Annotated in this window: 10 protein-coding genes; 9 read left to right on the top strand and 1 reads right to left on the bottom strand. The window is 43.4% G+C overall.

Annotated features, from left to right (window positions below):
• Positions 1-306: 306 nt before the first annotated feature.
• Positions 307-2895 (bottom strand): acylase, encoded by a 2589-nt coding sequence (locus EXU30_RS15065; RefSeq protein ID WP_130601375.1) that lies wholly within the window; start codon positions 2893-2895, stop codon positions 307-309.
• A gap of 946 nt (positions 2896-3841) precedes the next feature.
• Here EXU30_RS15065 and EXU30_RS15060 point away from each other — a divergent pair.
• The 9 genes from EXU30_RS15060 to EXU30_RS15020 all read left to right on the top strand — a co-directional run bounded on the left by EXU30_RS15060 (position 3842) and on the right by EXU30_RS15020 (position 17327).
• Complete coding sequence (locus EXU30_RS15060) at positions 3842-4267, top strand: DUF4339 domain-containing protein (protein WP_130601373.1); 426 nt, start codon at positions 3842-3844, stop codon at positions 4265-4267.
• Positions 4268-4331: 64 nt separating this feature from the next.
• Positions 4332-5273: a DUF4339 domain-containing protein gene (locus EXU30_RS15055; RefSeq protein ID WP_130601371.1), complete on the top strand. Its 942-nt coding sequence runs from the start codon at positions 4332-4334 to the stop codon at positions 5271-5273.
• Positions 5274-5508: 235 nt separating this feature from the next.
• Positions 5509-6177, top strand: coding sequence for a DJ-1/PfpI family protein (locus EXU30_RS15050; protein WP_130601369.1), 669 nt, complete (start codon positions 5509-5511; stop codon positions 6175-6177).
• A gap of 307 nt (positions 6178-6484) precedes the next feature.
• On the top strand, positions 6485-8545 hold the full coding sequence (locus EXU30_RS15045) for a TonB-dependent receptor plug domain-containing protein (RefSeq protein WP_242620236.1): 2061 nt from the start codon (positions 6485-6487) through the stop codon (positions 8543-8545).
• Positions 8546-8587: 42 nt separating this feature from the next.
• On the top strand, positions 8588-9091 hold the full coding sequence (locus EXU30_RS15040; protein WP_242620235.1) for a YfiR family protein: 504 nt from the start codon (positions 8588-8590) through the stop codon (positions 9089-9091).
• 5 nt (positions 9092-9096) lie between these two features.
• Entirely contained in the window at positions 9097-11142 is a 2046-nt protein-coding gene (locus tag EXU30_RS15035) for a putative bifunctional diguanylate cyclase/phosphodiesterase (protein ID WP_130601367.1), read from the top strand.
• Between the two features lie 108 nt (positions 11143-11250).
• Entirely contained in the window at positions 11251-12675 is a 1425-nt protein-coding gene (locus EXU30_RS15030) for a DEAD/DEAH box helicase (protein WP_130601365.1), read from the top strand.
• Between the two features lie 652 nt (positions 12676-13327).
• Positions 13328-16660: a hypothetical protein gene (locus tag EXU30_RS15025; RefSeq protein WP_130601363.1), complete on the top strand. Its 3333-nt coding sequence runs from the start codon at positions 13328-13330 to the stop codon at positions 16658-16660.
• Positions 16661-17096: 436 nt separating this feature from the next.
• On the top strand, positions 17097-17327 hold the full coding sequence (locus tag EXU30_RS15020) for a cytochrome c3 family protein (RefSeq protein WP_130601361.1): 231 nt from the start codon (positions 17097-17099) through the stop codon (positions 17325-17327).
• The last annotated feature ends 44 nt before the right edge of the window (positions 17328-17371 follow it).

The raw sequence follows: 17371 nt of genomic DNA, 5'->3' as shown, positions 1-17371 counted from the left end.
CACTATTTTTGACTAAAACAAAAGTGCGCAGCCAGAAGAGTTAAACAGTTTTACCATCAACAAGCCTGTTTAACATGCTAAATCGAGCGCTTTTTGTAGATTAATCACCCTTAAAAAGGCTCAAGTAGTTTGGTAGCCAGTTATTTCTTCCGATAATGGTAAAACACATGCAATAAGCTCAGCAGTAACTCAAAGTAAAAAGCCCGCATAATGCGGGCTTCAAATCACTCATTTGTCAGTTTAGCTAACAGACAGCTGTGGACTCTAGTTATCTATGGCGTTCAGCTATCTATTGAGGTTAGTCACCTATTGAGCTTTAACCATCGACAGTTCAACTGTTGATTCTACATCTGCAGCAATTTCTGCTTCAGTGAACAACATAGGGTGGAACTGCTTTTGGCTTGAGTACAGCTGAGTCTGGTCACTAGCGTTTTCGCTAAGCACGTTACCTGACTGGGAATAAGTCAAAATACCGCGTGCTTTTGGACCTTCTTCAGTAAAACTTACCGCCATCATCCAGCTTGAGCCGTAACGAATATGGTAGCCCTCTTCGGTCATTCCTGAACGTAAATTTGTGCCAGATACAGGGTCGACTACACGAGTATAGGCATGCTGTGGAATAAGCGTATCATCTCCACTTGTACTGGTTGAAAATACGTTAAAGCCGCCTTCAGCATTGTGAGTACCAGGCCAAGGTAACTTGGCACCAGAGGCTTCACCTGTTGGCAGAGACGCCTCGACAAACTGCACCTCACCCAGTGGCGCATCTAATGCAAAGCCAGCGGCTTCAACGTTCAATGCTGCACGCGCTAATGCCACTAATGCACTGCCATCTGTGGTTAAAGTGTTAGGCGTCGTTGCCGCCATAGTGTAATCAAATGGCACAGTTAGCATGTTCGACTGACTAAACTGGTGAGCAAACTCACGAATAAGTGCGCCAGCTTTGCTGTCATTATCTTGCACACCATTCCACATTTTCAGTGCGTTGCATGCGCCGCTGATATCTTTGCTCACGCCAGTTGCAACATCCACTGGTGTATCGCCTTGCGCTTCACACTGAGCAATTAAGTCAGTAAGTACCATTTCTGGTAAATAAGCGCGGTTATTGAGCACCGCAGCTTCAAGCTCATCAAGGTTAAACTTGCCATCGTCACCTGCAGCATCTTCAAGCAGCTTCAAACCTAAGCGGGTACGCATTGATAGCTGTCCACGCTCCACACCATACATAGGTGAGTAACCTTCTAATGGTGCTTCTAGGTTAGTCGACCAGAACGAATTATTTGAGTTCTGTACAAAGTCACTGCGCTCAAGCTTAGGTGCCCGCTCATAAGGTGTCGGTCCATCAAAGGCAAACATCGACAAGCTTCCTGGCAATACCGTAAAGCCAGCCATTTGCTTAATGGCAATGATCTCAGGGTTAGTTTTTAACTGAGCAACTGCTACTTCAGATAGGCCTGGTACAGTTGAGTCATCGATATAAAAAGTATTACCTTCTTTATCGGCGTACATGGTGTTGTTGAAGATCACCCCATCAAAGTCTTTAAAGGCTTGTTGGAACTCATCTTTATTTGATGCACGGTTCATCGCTAACCAATGATCCAGTGGATCTTTGTTCGCCATATTAACGTCTTGCACCATAAAGGCTTGATTGTCATCCCAACCAAATGGCGCAACATTCGCTGGCGCTTCAACGATAGGACCTTTGGCTGTGGTGTAGATGTCTTTCTCCACCGTTAACATGCCAGCAGGGCCACCATTAACCACAATTGAAACTGTCTCTTTGGTGATTGGCATTGGCTTACCGTCCACCAAATAAGTCATTCGGTCACCCTCAGCCAATGTGAGGTTGTACATCACAAAATGCTCTGCGGTCGAGAAGGTGTGAGTCCAGGCAACGTCTTTGTTAAAGCCGATGTTAACCAAACCAGGCATACCTACAAGTGAGCCGCCCATAACATCTATCTGATTTGGAATAGTTAAATGTGATTGCCAGAAACGCAGGTTACCTGTGTGTGGGAAGTGAGGATTACCCAGCACCATGCCCATGCCGTTTTCTGTTTTATCTTTACCAAGACCCCAACCATTTGAGCCAAGATCGCCTTTATTTAACTCCGGTGTGGTAATACGCGATGCTCTATCAACCAGGCCGCGCTGCATATCGGTAAAGAAGGCTGTTGATTGCGCGGTTGTTGCTGCGCCAACTGTTCTTGGCAGATATTCATATCCATCCCCAGGATTAGCAAAGAAAATCAAATCGAGGAAGTTAGATGCGCCAGGCAGCAGTGCAATTGAGAACAGGTAAGTAGCAATATCTTCACCGGTAATCGGTTTAACCCAAGGCTGACCAGCACAGAATGGGTCTGCCGCTTGTTTTTCTGCGGCAACATCAGCTAAGTACTGGTTGTAACCAGCACTAAACCCTTCCATTAACGCGCGCGAGTTATAACTAAATTGCGAATATTGCTCTTCAGCCAGCTGACGAATTTTCAACGCCTTGTAGCCAAAATCTGAAATAAGGTTGCCGTTGTCTTCCGCCGTTGGCATACCTGTGGTGAAGTCAATTGACGCATGAGGGCCAAAATACATTGAGCGCTCAGAGTTCGCTTTGACAAAGTTGTCGGCCAAAATACACAGGTTGTCTTGAGCCTGTGCGTAACCACTACCAAAACCTAAGCTTTCCAGGTTATCGGCTTCAATATGAGGCACACCATAACTAGTACGGCGAATCGTCGCGTTAAGGGTACCATCAGTATCAAACGCCTGTAGTGGCGGAATGACTTCTGGCTCTGGTTTTGGATCGATAGTGAATTTTTCGAAGGTGGTGTCGTCGCCACAACCGGTAATAAACACCCCGGTAGCTACGCCGATGGCTAGCATGAGTTTGTTGAGTTTCATTATTATTATCCTTGATGTATTTCGTCACTCGCCGCTGCATTACACCCAATTACTATTGATTGTAAAAATGCGACTAAGTTATTCGAATAAGGCTTCACGTCCTGTGTGTCTCAACTTCACTTCCCTACCGCCCCTCTTAGGGAGAGCAAATACATCAAAGACACCTCCGACCATTTAAGCAAGCATTCAAACGTCTGTCTACATTTTATCAAAACCCGATCCCATAAAATGTAAGCAAGTCTTTGAAGTGTTAAAATTCAAACACTTAAAATCGAAGCGCCAGAAAGAGAGCTATCTATATTCGCAAGTAGCATAGCTATTTATTTCCCCCAAATCAGCGCCAAGCACCTAGCAAACCTCCCCGTTTCGCAGAGGTCTTTGTAAGTGGTAATTTACAACGGCTAGGACTTGAGTCGTAGTTCATAATTTTAGCTTGATACAAACACGTAAATGTCATTCGACTTCCCACAGATAAATACATCGCGAAAATGACTTAATGATCTGCGATCAGCTCGAGCACAGATCGTCAAGATCGCCAGTGAGGATAAAATCCCTTCCGAACAAACTTTAATCCTTTATAACAAGCTGTGATGAATTTAATTCCATCCTATGTAATGCCCCGCACACGGGGTTTATATAACTTATTCATTTTTAGAACACTGTTTTTATATTTTTTGATCCAATAAATTGATCTGCGCGATCGCCTTTAATCAAGGGATCGAGGCTAAGGCAGTTTAAACTGCATTAAAAAATTTCAATTGAATTAATGACAAGTGTAGCGATGTGAACAAATTTAAGTTAATGTAACGAAATTGTATCGGTGCTATTTGCGTTACCCTGCCAGTGCAGCCTACGCCTCTAGAATCTAATTGTTTCGAGTGCACCGTAACAATCTGATTTAATAGGAATAAGTTAGCTAAATGCTAGTTAAGGATAAGAGTCGACAATGAAACAGTGGTATTTCTCAAATAACGGTGAGGTAAGTGGACCGCTTGGATTAGCTGATTCAAATGAATTTATTAAAGCCAATCCTCAAAGTTATGCATGGCACCCATCTTACGCTCATTGGATCCCAGTTTGCGACGTCGAAGAATTCGATATCGCTGTATCTCCACCGCCTCCGCCAATCGATGTGCCACAAGAGCTGATTGAAAAAATGTTGGCAAAAGAGCAAGAACTAAACTCTGCGTTGAATCGTATTGAAGGCACACTTCAGGTTATTCACGGTTCTCTGAACGATCTAGACCGTGATACCAACAAGTGTAAAACCACAACGCAAAACTTGAACGAGCAAGTGAAGAATACCCTCCGCAGTGTAAATGAGCAGTATGCGGCATTACAGAAAAACCTTGCTGGCGTTTCAGATAATTAGTTCGAACATATTTTTACCACTTGAGTTAGCTCATGTTGGTTAACCTGATATAAGAGTCACGATTATGACTAAATGGTTTATTTCAAAAAATGGTGAAGTAACAGGTCCCATTTCTGAAGCAGAGGCACAAGCCATTGTTCAAAATGCACCTGATTGTTACGGTTGGAATCCAGCTTTTACCCACTGGAAACCTGTAGGTTCAATTTCTGAATTTGCTGGTCTAGTGCCCGAAATGGCACCACCAGCGCAAATTCCGCAATCTATGATTGATGGTTTTGCCGAGAAAAAGCAGGAATTATTTACCAAGCTTGAAGCAATGGATGATGTAGTTAAGTTTACCAAGACTTATCTGTACGAGCTTGAGCAAGAGATCAATATCTATAAGCGCCTAACGAATAATTTAACTGACGAAGTGAAAGGTAACATCAAGCCGTTTGAGCAAAAGCACGATGGCTTCCATGCGACGTTTGATGAGTTAGCTAGCGCACTTAGTATTGCCAAGGCCGAAATTAATGAAGTCGTTGCAGAGTTTGATAAACGAGTGGCAGAACGTGAGGCTGAATCACTTGCAAGCCAATCTGTACCGCCATCAGCGGTAAGCAATATTGCAGACCTGCATGACAATGTCGCTGAGATAAAGCCTAAGTCAGCTTCATTAGACAACGTCGCAGTGCGTCCAAAAGATGCTGCTAGCCTTGACCCTGTAGCTGAAGCGCCTAAAAAAGCTGCTAAAGCTAAAATAGACAAAATTGAATTTACTGAAGAGCCACAAGCTAAAGAGCCTCAAGTTGAAGAAGAGAAGTCTAGTGTTACTGGTATCTTAAAGTCTGTGTTCAAAGGTGACGCAAAAAAGTCGGATAGCCAAGTCGAAAGCAATGTCACTCAGTTGACGACTGGCGAAGACGACCCTCAACCAGCAAATGAACCCGTTCAAGAACTTCACGACGAGGAAGAGGTTGAAGCGGATCGCGAAGGCCGTATGAGAAGACGTAGAAGACGTCGCTAACTCAGTTCGCATGTGACATACAAAGGCCAATCAGTTGATTGGCCTTTTTCATACATAGAAGCAGATAAAAAACCTTAAAACTCGAATTTTTTCTAGATTTAGCGCTTCACATCAAGGTTCTAGCAGTAGCAGTGCAATATAATGCTCAGCTAAATTACTCACATGAGCTTTTATTATGACTTCTCGCCGCCATTTTCTAAAAACTAGCCTCATTGGGCTCAGTGCAGCTCCTTTCATGTTATCTCCGGCTCTGGCGGAGCCACAATCAGGTTTAGTTAGCCAAGCCCCACTATTTCAAGCAGGTAAATACCGAATTCTAGCGTTAGTATTTGATGATTATGAAACACTTGACCTTCATGGACCAATCGAAATGCTAGGGCATATGCCAAATGCCGAAATTAAGTTAGTAGCAGCAAAAGATGTAGTAAGAAGTTATCAAGGGCCGCGCGTGGTTGCCGACTGTTTGACCAACGCCTTGTATGAGTGTGATTTGTTCATTATTCCGGGCGGCTTGGGGACACGAACCTTAGTTAATGACGCAGCACTAATTAACTGGATGGAGCGTCAGGTTGCATTGAGTCAGTCAGTTTTCACCATTTGTACCGGCACTGCGCTTATCGCAAAAACCAAGGTTATGAATGGCTTAAAGGCCACCACCAATAAAATGGCTTACCCTTGGGTTACCTCACTCAACGAACACATTGTGTGGCAACCAAAGGCACGTTGGGTAGATGATGGTAAGTTCCTCACCTCATCCGGTGTATCAGCAGGCACTGACGCAGCCCTATATTGGGTTGCTAAACTTCACGGTGACAAAGAAGCAAGACGCATCCAAAGGTTGACAGAGTATCAATGGATCAACGATGCCAACAACGACCCATACGCAGCTCACTTTGATCTATAATTTCTCATAATTCTGTGGTTCAGGCCATGCTATATTTATAGATAACATGGCTTTAGCTAATTTCATCACCGGAGCTTCAACCACATCAACACCCAACTAAGCAATATCCAGATTACTTGATCGACTACTTCTCCTAAGCCCATCATTCTAAAGTCTGACTTATTTCATTTCCGTACACTTTTTAAACGAGCAAGCATAATCTATTAGCCTAGATCTTCGCTCTTTAGTGCTTATGTACTAGGTTTTATTGTACGGATTGATGATAAAAATAAACCTTTGGATATTGATTTAGCTAGCAGGAGGCTCATTGTTTAAAACTGTCGTTGCGCTAAGCAGTTTAGCGCTTTGTTATCATGGCAATGTGGTTGGTGCCGATCTGCTGCCAGCTCTTGATATTGAGTCGCTAATGTCAATGGATGTGCAAGCCACATCAGCTATGAAACGCGCCGAAACAGCATTTAATACACCAGCCTCAATCTACGTGCTCACCAATGAACGCATCGCCCACTCCGGGGCGCAATCGGTACCCGAAGCACTTAAAATGGTGCCGGGGCTAGTCGTACGTCAACTCGACAATAATCAATGGGCGATTACGAGTCGTGGTGTTGCCTCACGCTTTTCTAGCAAGATGTTAGTGCTGATTGACGGCCAAAACTTATACACGCCTAAATTTTCTGCGGTTTATTGGGAAACGCTCAATGTCCCTTTATATGACATTGAACGCATTGAAGTTATTCGCGGTCAAGGTGGCTTATTATGGGGCAGCAATGCAACCAATGGCGTGATTAACATCATTACCAAAAACAGTTTCGACACCCGTGGCATATATGCGGATATGGCAACAGGTAGCTTGACAAATTATCAAACTAATTTTCGTTATGGTGGCGATATTGGATCAAAAGCGAGTTATCGCGTCTATGGCCAGCTGCGCGACGGTGAGCCGTCTTCCACTGCACTTGATTTACCGCCGGTAGATAACATAGAGCAAACATCATTTGGCGCCCGCTTTGATGTCAATATCAATGACAGTTGGTCCGGGTTTATTCAAACTGATCATACTCGCTCTGACTATGGTCAGAATTATCGCGGTGTAATTGATGAAACAAACTTAAACACTCCGCTTAGTGGTCAATTTAATCGTAAAGACATCCGCGTGATGGGGCGAATTGAAAACCGTATCTCGTCGCAAGCCAACCAAATGCTCCAGTTATCCTGGCTTGAACAAACAGGCTCACACATTTATTTAGAAGAAGAGTTCACATCCATCGATGCTGATTATCAACTCAATTTTCTCTACCAAGACTTGAGATTCGATTTAGGCTTAATCTACCGAGCTATCGACGTGAACTTTAACGACAGTCCTTTTATTTTTAGTGATACAAGACTCAACACCCTGCACCAATATGGCGGATTTGTGCAGGCGCAATATAGTATCATTCCGGAGCAACTCAAACTCATTGCAGGTATTCGTAGCGAGCATAACGAGCTGACCGAATGGGAGCATCAGCCATTAGTGAGAATGTTATGGCACCCAAGTCCTAGGCATACATATTGGGCTTCCGTTTCTCGCTCCAGCCGTATCCCAGCGCTAATTGAATACAATGACAATTATGTAATCAATGGTACTAAGGTAAAGAGTATTCTGCCTACTGAAACAGGGATTGAGTTCATCGACAACTATGCAGTCAGAACCATTCTTAATGGCAATAACCAAGTAGACTCTGAAAAATCCACCTCTTACGAGTTAGGTTATCGCTACAGTGATCATAAGTGGCAGTTAGACTTATCGTTATATCGCACTCAATCTACTGATGCGACGGTACTGACGATTGAGCCGGATGTTCATCTTTTCGATAGCTTTTTCAATCATTTAAATCAAGGACAGCTAGCCAATGCTCTTGATGCGCTGCGCTCAACCAGTATTAGCCTGGACATGGTATCTAATGCTGAACTTAATACCTATGGCGGCGATATTGGCGTAAGCTGGCAAGTATCAGACAACTTCAACACTGAACTTGGCTACAGCTACAACCACTTTGAATACGATCTGCAAGCTAACACCTTCCCCGCCATCGGGCGCAACTCCACCAGCAAACAAACCTTTTTTAAAGCAGATTGGCGCTATGTTGCAGGTCAAAACCTTTTCGCCGTACTCAGACATGAGCAAAGCAATGCCTATAACACTGATAACTACACTGCATTAGATGTTACCTGGAACTGGGCGATTAGTGACTACATCACCTTTTCTCTCATAGGCAAAAACCTGATTGCTAACACCCATTTAGAATTTGAAAATACCAACGAGACATACACCATCCCCAACTACATAGACGAGAGTATCACTGGCAAACTAGCGGTGGACTTTTAAATTATGCTTTGGCGCCAGTTAAATCGGCTCGTGACCAACCTTATGGCCATTACCCTTATGTGCGGCGCTGCCATACCTTCAGTACAAGCCAGCGACAAAGAATATGCTATTAAAGCAGGCTTTTTATACAACTTTGCCTTATATGGACGTTGGAGCTCATCATTTACGGAGCGCGACAACTTTGTCATTTGCAGTCAGGACCATAACTTCATTGCTATAGCTAACCGAGTACTCGGTGACCGTAACGTAAAACACAAACCGATCACCACCCAAACGATTTCCCATTCTGCTGCATCGATACAACAGTGTGACATGTTTTTTGTCAGCGCCAATACTCAAGAAAATTGGCCAACCATCAATCATCAGCAACACCAAAATACTATGTTCATCGGCGAAACAGAGCATTTCATTAAGCAAGGTGGTCACATACGTTTTTTTCTAGCAAGTGGTAAAATTCGTTTCGAAATCTCCCCCAAACACCTCAAGCAATCAGGGCTATCCATGAGCTCAAAAGTGCTTAGGCTTGGCCGTGTGGTTGAGAGGTAGTGCCAATGGGAGACATATTTGCACTCAACTCTATCGGCAAGAAGCTACTGCTTATCTTAATGAGTGTGGCAATCACAGCTATTGTCATAATCACCTTTACCTTCAGTGCTTATGAGTACACCACAGCTAAACAAGAACAAGTTGATAGCCTGAATACCCTTGAGGAAATTCTATCGCCAACCATTACCGCTGCCGTATTGTTCGATGATAAAGATGCTATACAAGAACTTATAGACCCAATACTTATACGCAGCGACATTGTGTCAATTCAAGTCACCGACATTCAGCACAATGTACTCGCCAGTGCTAATAAAGTCGTCAGTAACGACAGTCATTCGATACGCGATCAATTAATTGATACGACTACTATCGCCCATGAGCTCGTACTCGACGGCAGGCGCTACGGTTATTTGGTTATTGTTGCCGATGACAGCTACATCGTTAATAAAGCCACTGTATATGGCTATTTTGTGGTGGGATTGTTGATATTTACGCTCGCGATGAGTTTGTTACTGTCGTTAATTTTGCGGCGTAGATTCCTCAAACCAATTTTACACCTTGCTAAAGTAGCTGACGATGTAAGTCATTCAAATGACTACAGCCTGCGCGCCAAAGAGCTACCCAACGATGAGGTCGGCCAGCTAAGTAATCGATTTAACGACATGCTTAAAACCATTGAACAGAGGGATAATATCCTTGAAACCAAGGTGAAAAGGCGTACAGAAGAGTTAGAAACCGCTAATGAACAGTTACTCGAATTAGCCTACAAAGACGGTTTAACAGGTCTACCGAACCGGCGTTACTTTTATGAGAAATTACAAGGGTTGCTACTCATCAAAGACAAGTTTTTCGCACTTATCTTTCTTGATTTAGACGGCTTTAAAGAAGTTAACGATACCTTAGGCCATGACTATGGCGACTTATTGTTGCAGCAGGTTTCTAAACGTTTAAAGAACTGTGTCCGTGAGCATGACACTGTAGCTCGACTGGGCGGCGATGAATTTACCATCATTCTCGAAGATGTTTGTAGTAAGCAGCAGCTAACTAAAATTGCGAACCAGATAAAAACAACACTGATGGATCCCATAGTTATTAAAAGCGAACGGATTCAGATTACAGGTAGCATCGGCATCACCATTGCACCAAAAGATGGCGATACGCTAGAAGAATTAATCAAACATGCAGACCAAGCTATGTATTTGGCGAAAAACAAAGGTCGTAACCGCTTTGAGTTTTTCTGCTATTCCATTGAAGAACAAGCTATTAAAAAACGCCAGCTAGTGGAAGACTTAAAGACAGCTATTTACGACTCACAACTAACGCTGCATTATCAGCCAATCTTAAAAGCTAATGAGCCACTAATCACCAAAGCTGAAGCTCTGCTTAGGTGGCAACACCCAGACAAAGGTTTGTTGGGTCCCAGCGAGTTTATCCCTCTAGCGGAAGAATATGGGCTGATTAAAGAGATTGGTCAATGGGTCGTTAATCAGGTGATCAACGATGCTTTAGAGCTGCAGCAAATTAACACCGACATTCAAATTAGCCTCAATACATCACCACTTGAAATTGACGAACGCGGAAAGTGGGCAAGAAATTGGCTGCAAACCTTGGCAAATAACCCGATTAAGCCTGGCTCTATTTTAATCGAGGTTACCGAAAACACCTTAATGACACCAGGCACTTCTATCCAGCAACAAATGCAATTGCTCAGCCAGCAGGGAATTAAATTTGCTATCGACGATTTTGGAGTAGGCTACTCATCGCTTTCATACTTACAGCAGCTTGAAATCGATATCATAAAAATCGACCATTCGTTTGTCGCCAATCTAGAAACAACACCATCAAGTCACGCGTTAATACGAGCCATAGTTACCATGGCACACAATATTGGTTTAAAAGTAGTGGCAGAAGGGATAGAAAATCAGGCTCAATATCAAACACTCAAAGATCTTGAGTGTGATTTTTTCCAAGGTTTCTTGTTCTATCGACCGTTAAGCAAACAAGAATTTATCAGCCACTGCTTACGCAAAACTTACCATCGAAATGAATAACGACGTGCATTCACTACGCCAGCACCGTGATTGCTGATACAATTGACCTCTATGAGCAGCGCTAGGTACTGCTTAGTCAATATCACTCCCATAAATCGAGATTCATTCATGTCATTTGCCAAGCTTGGACTATCCCAACCTATCGTCAACGCCTTAGATGAGCTGAATTATCAGCAGCCAACGCCTATTCAAGCTAAAGCGATTCCAGTGGCGCTATCTGGCAATAACATTATCGCAGCGGCACAAACCGGTACCGGTAAAACTGCTAGCTTTGTGTTACCTATTTTACAGCGATTAGTAGCAAGCGGCGCAGCGACTCAAGGCGTTAGACCAAAACGCATTAAAGCACTGATTCTAGCCCCAACCCGTGAACTGGTGTTGCAGGTCCAAAGCAACATTAAAGCCTATAGCAAAAACCTTAACATTAATGCGTTAGCCATGTACGGCGGCGTTGACAGCAAACCACAAAAGCAAGCATTGATTGAAGGGGTACATATTCTGGTAGCCACACCCGGCAGGCTCTTAGACATGTACACCCAGCGAGCATTGCATTTTGATGAGCTTGAACTGCTGGTTCTTGACGAAGCTGACCGTATGCTCGACATGGGGTTTATTGATGATATCAATCGTATTGTTGAGCGTTTACCTGAGCGCCGTCAAAGCATGTTGTTCTCAGCGACCTTAAATAATGCGGTTCGCAGCCTAGCTAAAACCAATATCAAAAAAGCCACAGAAATATCACTGATAAGTAAAGAACGTAAACCACTTATCGAGCAGTGGGCAATCCCTGTAGATAAAGATAAAAAATCAGCCCTATTAAGCCACCTTATCAGCCAAAATAGCTGGCTGCAGGCACTTATTTTTATCGGCACTAAACATGGCGCAGCAAAACTTGTCAGTCAGCTAGAAAAGCGTGGCATTGAAGCGGAAAGTTTTCATAGTGGTCGTAGCCAAGCTGTGCGTGAGCAAATCCTGCATGACTTTAAAGCGGGCAAGGTCAAATATATTGTCGCTACTGGTGTGGTTGCTCGTGGTATCGATATTGACGATCTTAAGCTAGTCATCAACTACGACCTGCCCTACCCAGCTGATGAATACATTCACCGCATTGGTCGTACCGGCCGCGCAGGCAATCAAGGTCAAGCTGTGTCACTGCTGTCTAAAGATGACTTTAAGAACTTCTGCGCGATTGAACGTAAGCTACAACAGATCATCGAACGTAGAGTCGAAGCTGAATTTGAGCCCAAAAAGCCTCTGCCAAAGTCTGACTTAAATTTTGTGCCTAAGAAAAAGCCTGCAAGCAAACTTGATGACACAAAACCTTCCAAGCCCGAGCGTATGTCAAAAAGTCATGGAGCTAAAGGCCACAGTGTTACTCAAATAGGTAAAAAGTCGAAATCGAATAAAGCTAAGCGCACCCAGCTTGAACGACAAAGATCTGACAAGCCAACTAAGCGCGAAAACACTGACAACCAAAACACCAAGGCTACACCAAATGGTGATGGTAGTTTTAACCCTTGGCTGAAACGCTAACCACAGATTAAGTTATTGCGTTTAGGCTGTTGCTTACATATAGCCCAGCCTGAACGCTCTATCCTTTTTACCTTTAGCATTTAGCATTTAGCATACTCACAAGCAACCTTTTCAAATTATCTTGTACAACCCTCCCGTAGTCATTTTTTAGTCTGCATGCTTTTTGTTCGCGGCATAAATTTACTCAAACAGCACTTCGTAAGACCAAGTTAACACCAGCCAGCTTTGACTGTTTGCCTGTATAAATATCAAAAACGCAATACATTGAATTACTTGATGAAAATCCTGGTGATACACAAATGATAACGAGTTGTTAAAAAAATTTGATAAATTGAACAAAACTAATGTATCTTGTCCTTTTATTGGGAATCAAAGACATAAGAAAATCATTTACTTTGTCTGCTATAACAACAAATAACAATATCAGGTGTTACGCACCAATTTTGACATTGCATTTAGCATTCTAGAGTTTGAAATAACAGCATAAAAACAGCAACTCGCTGCATAGCTGTTATGAAAATGACCAGCAACAATCATTGCTTAGGGATAAGTAATCATGCCCAAGTTGAGTCTTTGCAAAGCCGTTTTTTTAAGACGATAACCCTAACTCGAACATCGCCTGAGAATTCGACAACATTTGCCGGAAAAACAAATGAATGCAACTAGTGCCAACACAACTAATCAACAAAATTTGATAGTTGAAGAGATTAAAAATCGCGTCTTGGAAATTGACGCACTACGTCATGGCAACAAACATCCTGACAATATCGAGCTCCCCCTTGATTACATCGAAGCACTTGATGAAATCACTATCCTAGAGCGCCAAGAGATCGAAGAGATTGCTCGCAGCGTTATCGCCAAGCACAAAAACATCGTCCGCACCCCTGCGCCAAAGAAAAAACCAAAAACCAAAGAGCGTGGTATCAACGAGTGGCTAATTAACATTTCCGGTGTGTTAATAGTCGTTGTGGTAGTCAAAGTCGCCTTCGTAGAAGATGAAGAGCCGCGTGATCTTAATGAGCCTTCGCTATTTACTCGTATAGCCAAAGTCGATTACGCGGGTATTAAAGACTCAATTGTTGATGGCGCTGAATCGGCTTACACTACAGTAGCAGAACTCATTCCAGAAGCTACACCAGAGCCGCATGCGACTGCAGCTGAAGAAGCGCAGCTGGCGAGCACTGCTGATACGCCAGAGCAAAACCTCGAATTTGAATACCAAGACGCACGTGAACTTACTACTAATCAAAATGACAATGAGCAAGTTAACGTTATTGCTGCGCAATCGAATTCAGTAGCAAATAAAGCTCAAGCAGTAAGTGAAACTCAAACGCTAAATGAGGCCGCTGCGAGCGAGCCAACCCCAGAGCCAGTACGACTCACAGAGTTAGCATCAACAGCACAAAGCGCGGTTGAAGCCGACGAAAACAACAAGCCAGATACTGAAATCAAAGATACTGAACCTGCCATTGCTGAGCTAGAAACAGTTGTAGTTCCTGTTGCAGAAACTTTGATTGCTGAGGCCAGTGCGAATCATACAGCTGCAGAAGTTAGCGACAACCAAATCGAAGCACAACAAGAAACGCAAACACTGTTAGCCGAAGCCGCGACGATTGAAAACAAGGTTGATTCAGCTAATAATCTCACTAACAGTGTTACTGGTAGCAATGATACTAAGCCAGTAGCAACAGAGCTCCTAGCAACAGAGTCCGCAGCAGAGCTAGCCTCAACAACCGCTAAAGCAACCTTATCAGAAGACACCTCGATTGAAGTTACTGCAGAAGGCACGCAAATAACTGACAAGCAATTAGACAACACTCTGTTGGCTAACGATTATCTAATAACTGACGCAACAATCCCACAAAGTGCAGATGAAGCCCCTACGGCCAAGGTGGAAGCCATACAAGCTTCAGCGACAGGCGTCGATACAGAGAACCTTGAGCTAGCTACTGAACTAGTGACGACCGAACTAGCCACTACTGAACCCGCCACCCCTGAAAAACTTATCCCAGAGCAAGCAACAGAGTTAGTCGCGGCGAATGAATCAAACGTTCCTGAAACTTCAGTTGAATCACATATAAATCAACAGACTGCTGCAGACGTGGAGTCTGAACAAGATCAAGTTGTCGCCAAAGCTACAACGCAGAGCATCAAAGAAGTATCAACACAAGCGCCACGCGCTCAGGTGAAAGAGCCTGGCTTTTTTGACAAGCTAGTCATCGCATTTAATGATTTTATGGCTGACGATGAGCCCGCTTCACCGCAATTAGCAGCAACTAACAAGCAAGCTAGTACGGCTAGTAAGAGTAATAACCCTGCAGATACTCAGCTCAACGACGTTCAAGTACATTTAGATAAGCCAAATACACTTGCTGAGGTTAATGACGTTTCAGTGGCTAGTGATGTTTCAAAGGTCGTAAATAATGGAGGCAATGCCGCGGCGATAGCATCTGAGCATACTGTAAATTCGCAGGAACCAGATACAAGTAGTGAAGTGATTCAGATTGCAATTACTGAACAAGACAATGTAGATGACATTACTCAAAATGCTATTGCTATGGCGCAACCTCCACAGCTAGATGATGACGCACAACAAGTCGCTGATCTCAACGCAGATAGCAAGGTAGCAAAAGAATCGCCTAGCTTAGATATGCAACCTGTTGAAGCGACTGTTTCTAATGAGCCGGTCGTACTCGCTGACGCCGCAGAAATCGTTGACTCCGAAGAAATTGTTAACTCAACGGAGGCTATCAGTACTCAAGAAAGCGTGGCGCAAACTACGCAAACAGATATGCAAACCGATGTTGTAAAAGAGTTAGCTACTGATGAGCTAGTCGCCAATAACAACCAAGTTGAATTAATAAACGTTGATGAAACAGAAATATCGACACAAGCCACACAACCTGCTGAAAAACAGTCAAACATTGCAGTCGCAGAGCAATCAGTTAAGCAGGAAGAACAACTTGTTACGGCGGCTAGTACCAATATCAACCCAGTTGAAGTTGATGCCCAAGCGACTCCAGAAAGCATGGATTCTAATGACACACAAGATCAACTAGCATTAGCTTCCCAAACACCTTCAGAGACCGTTGGAGCCTCTGCTGTAGCAAATCCAATTGACGAGCCAGCACTAGTTACGGCGGCTGAGGTAACGGGTCAAGCACTAGAAGAAACCAGTACAAATACTGTTGTTGATACTCAAACCATCCAAGCTGAGGTTGTTGATACACAGGACGTTGTTGATACACAGATAGCAGATATCGAGGCTAACGTTGGAACAGAAGTTGAAACTAGCGTAGCTGAGAATACTGAAACGCTCGTTGCCCAAGCACCAGAGACTGACGAGTCTGCCAATCAAACCTCTGATGAAGTGCTAGTAGACAATACCCAGGTGACAACAGAAGATGCCAGTCAGCTCGCTCCTATCTCAACTGCACCGGTAGCATTCGAAGAGCCGGTAACCCAGATTATTGCTAATGCAGAAAATGGCACTGAACAACAGCCGGATGCAATCGATAACCTTCTTGCTATCGAAACAGCTGCAACCAATGCCAATCCTCAAATTGCAGCTATTCCTGAAGTAAACCCAAATGCAATTGATATGACTGAACAGCTCGACGCTATCGTTGATATGGCTGAGCTAGCAAAGATGTCAGTATCTGAGTTTTATCTGTTTAAGAACCGCTTACCTAAACCAGCAGATAAGATTGTACTACCAGTAAACTACTTTAAAGCTCACCCTATGGTAGACAGTATTTACCTGTCAGAGCGCAGCCATTTAGTCGTTGAGCTAGCAGATGATTTTGGTAGTCAAAAGCAAATTACCTTTGTGCCAAATGTATCAGGTAACACCAGCCTAATTGACTGGGAGTGCGATACTAATATCAGTTCAGACATGATTGCTGAGCCACAAGGCGCAAGCTGTACAATTTCAACGGCTAATGCGGCAAATGCAGATTCGAGCGCAGGTACAGCGCTAAAATAACAGTGGAGAAAACCTCTTTGCTCAGTTGTAGATAACAACATGAGCAAAGATTAATTATCAGTCAAAGGTAGCAAAGTACACAAACCAAGACGGGTCGAAACTTTGTTGTTTTTACAAAAAACTACTGAAAATTAGGTATTTGACTTACACCTTATCCGACAAATAAACATGATCAAGATCTAATTTTTTTAACAATTGTTGGTGAAAGTTCTCAGAAACGACCACAAATTTCAGGATTTCGAGTGCAAATCAGTTTAAAATTAACTTTGAGTGAGAAACACAGGCTGTGATGTCAGCCTAACAACAAATGTGCTTTCAATGAACTATCTAATGATTCGCAAATGGATGATTGTCGAATGTAGACTGGCTTCATGGTAGTACACAACCTTCAAGCTAGGTGATGTTACTTAGCTAAAACGATGAGACTGGAGCGACGATGAAATATTTAGCCCTAATTGCTGCACTTGCTTTTACTGGTTCAGCTTACGCGACTGATTGTGTGGAATGCCACGAAGTTAACTTAGAAGAGCACGTAGAGATGGAAGCTACTCTAGGTACTTGTAACGACTGTCACGGCCTAGCTGACGCGCATGACGTTGACATGGAAATGCACTCTGAAGAGCTAACTATCACTGAGTGTGCAGACTGCCACGAACTAAGCAAGTAATATAAGCATTTAAATTGCTTATAAACGAAAGGGGCTTAATCGCC

This window comes from Shewanella maritima (assembly GCF_004295345.1).
Lineage (GTDB): Bacteria > Pseudomonadota > Gammaproteobacteria > Enterobacterales > Shewanellaceae > Shewanella > Shewanella maritima.
Note: the sequence above shows the minus strand (reverse complement) of the source record. Positions and strands in the feature narration are given on the sequence as shown.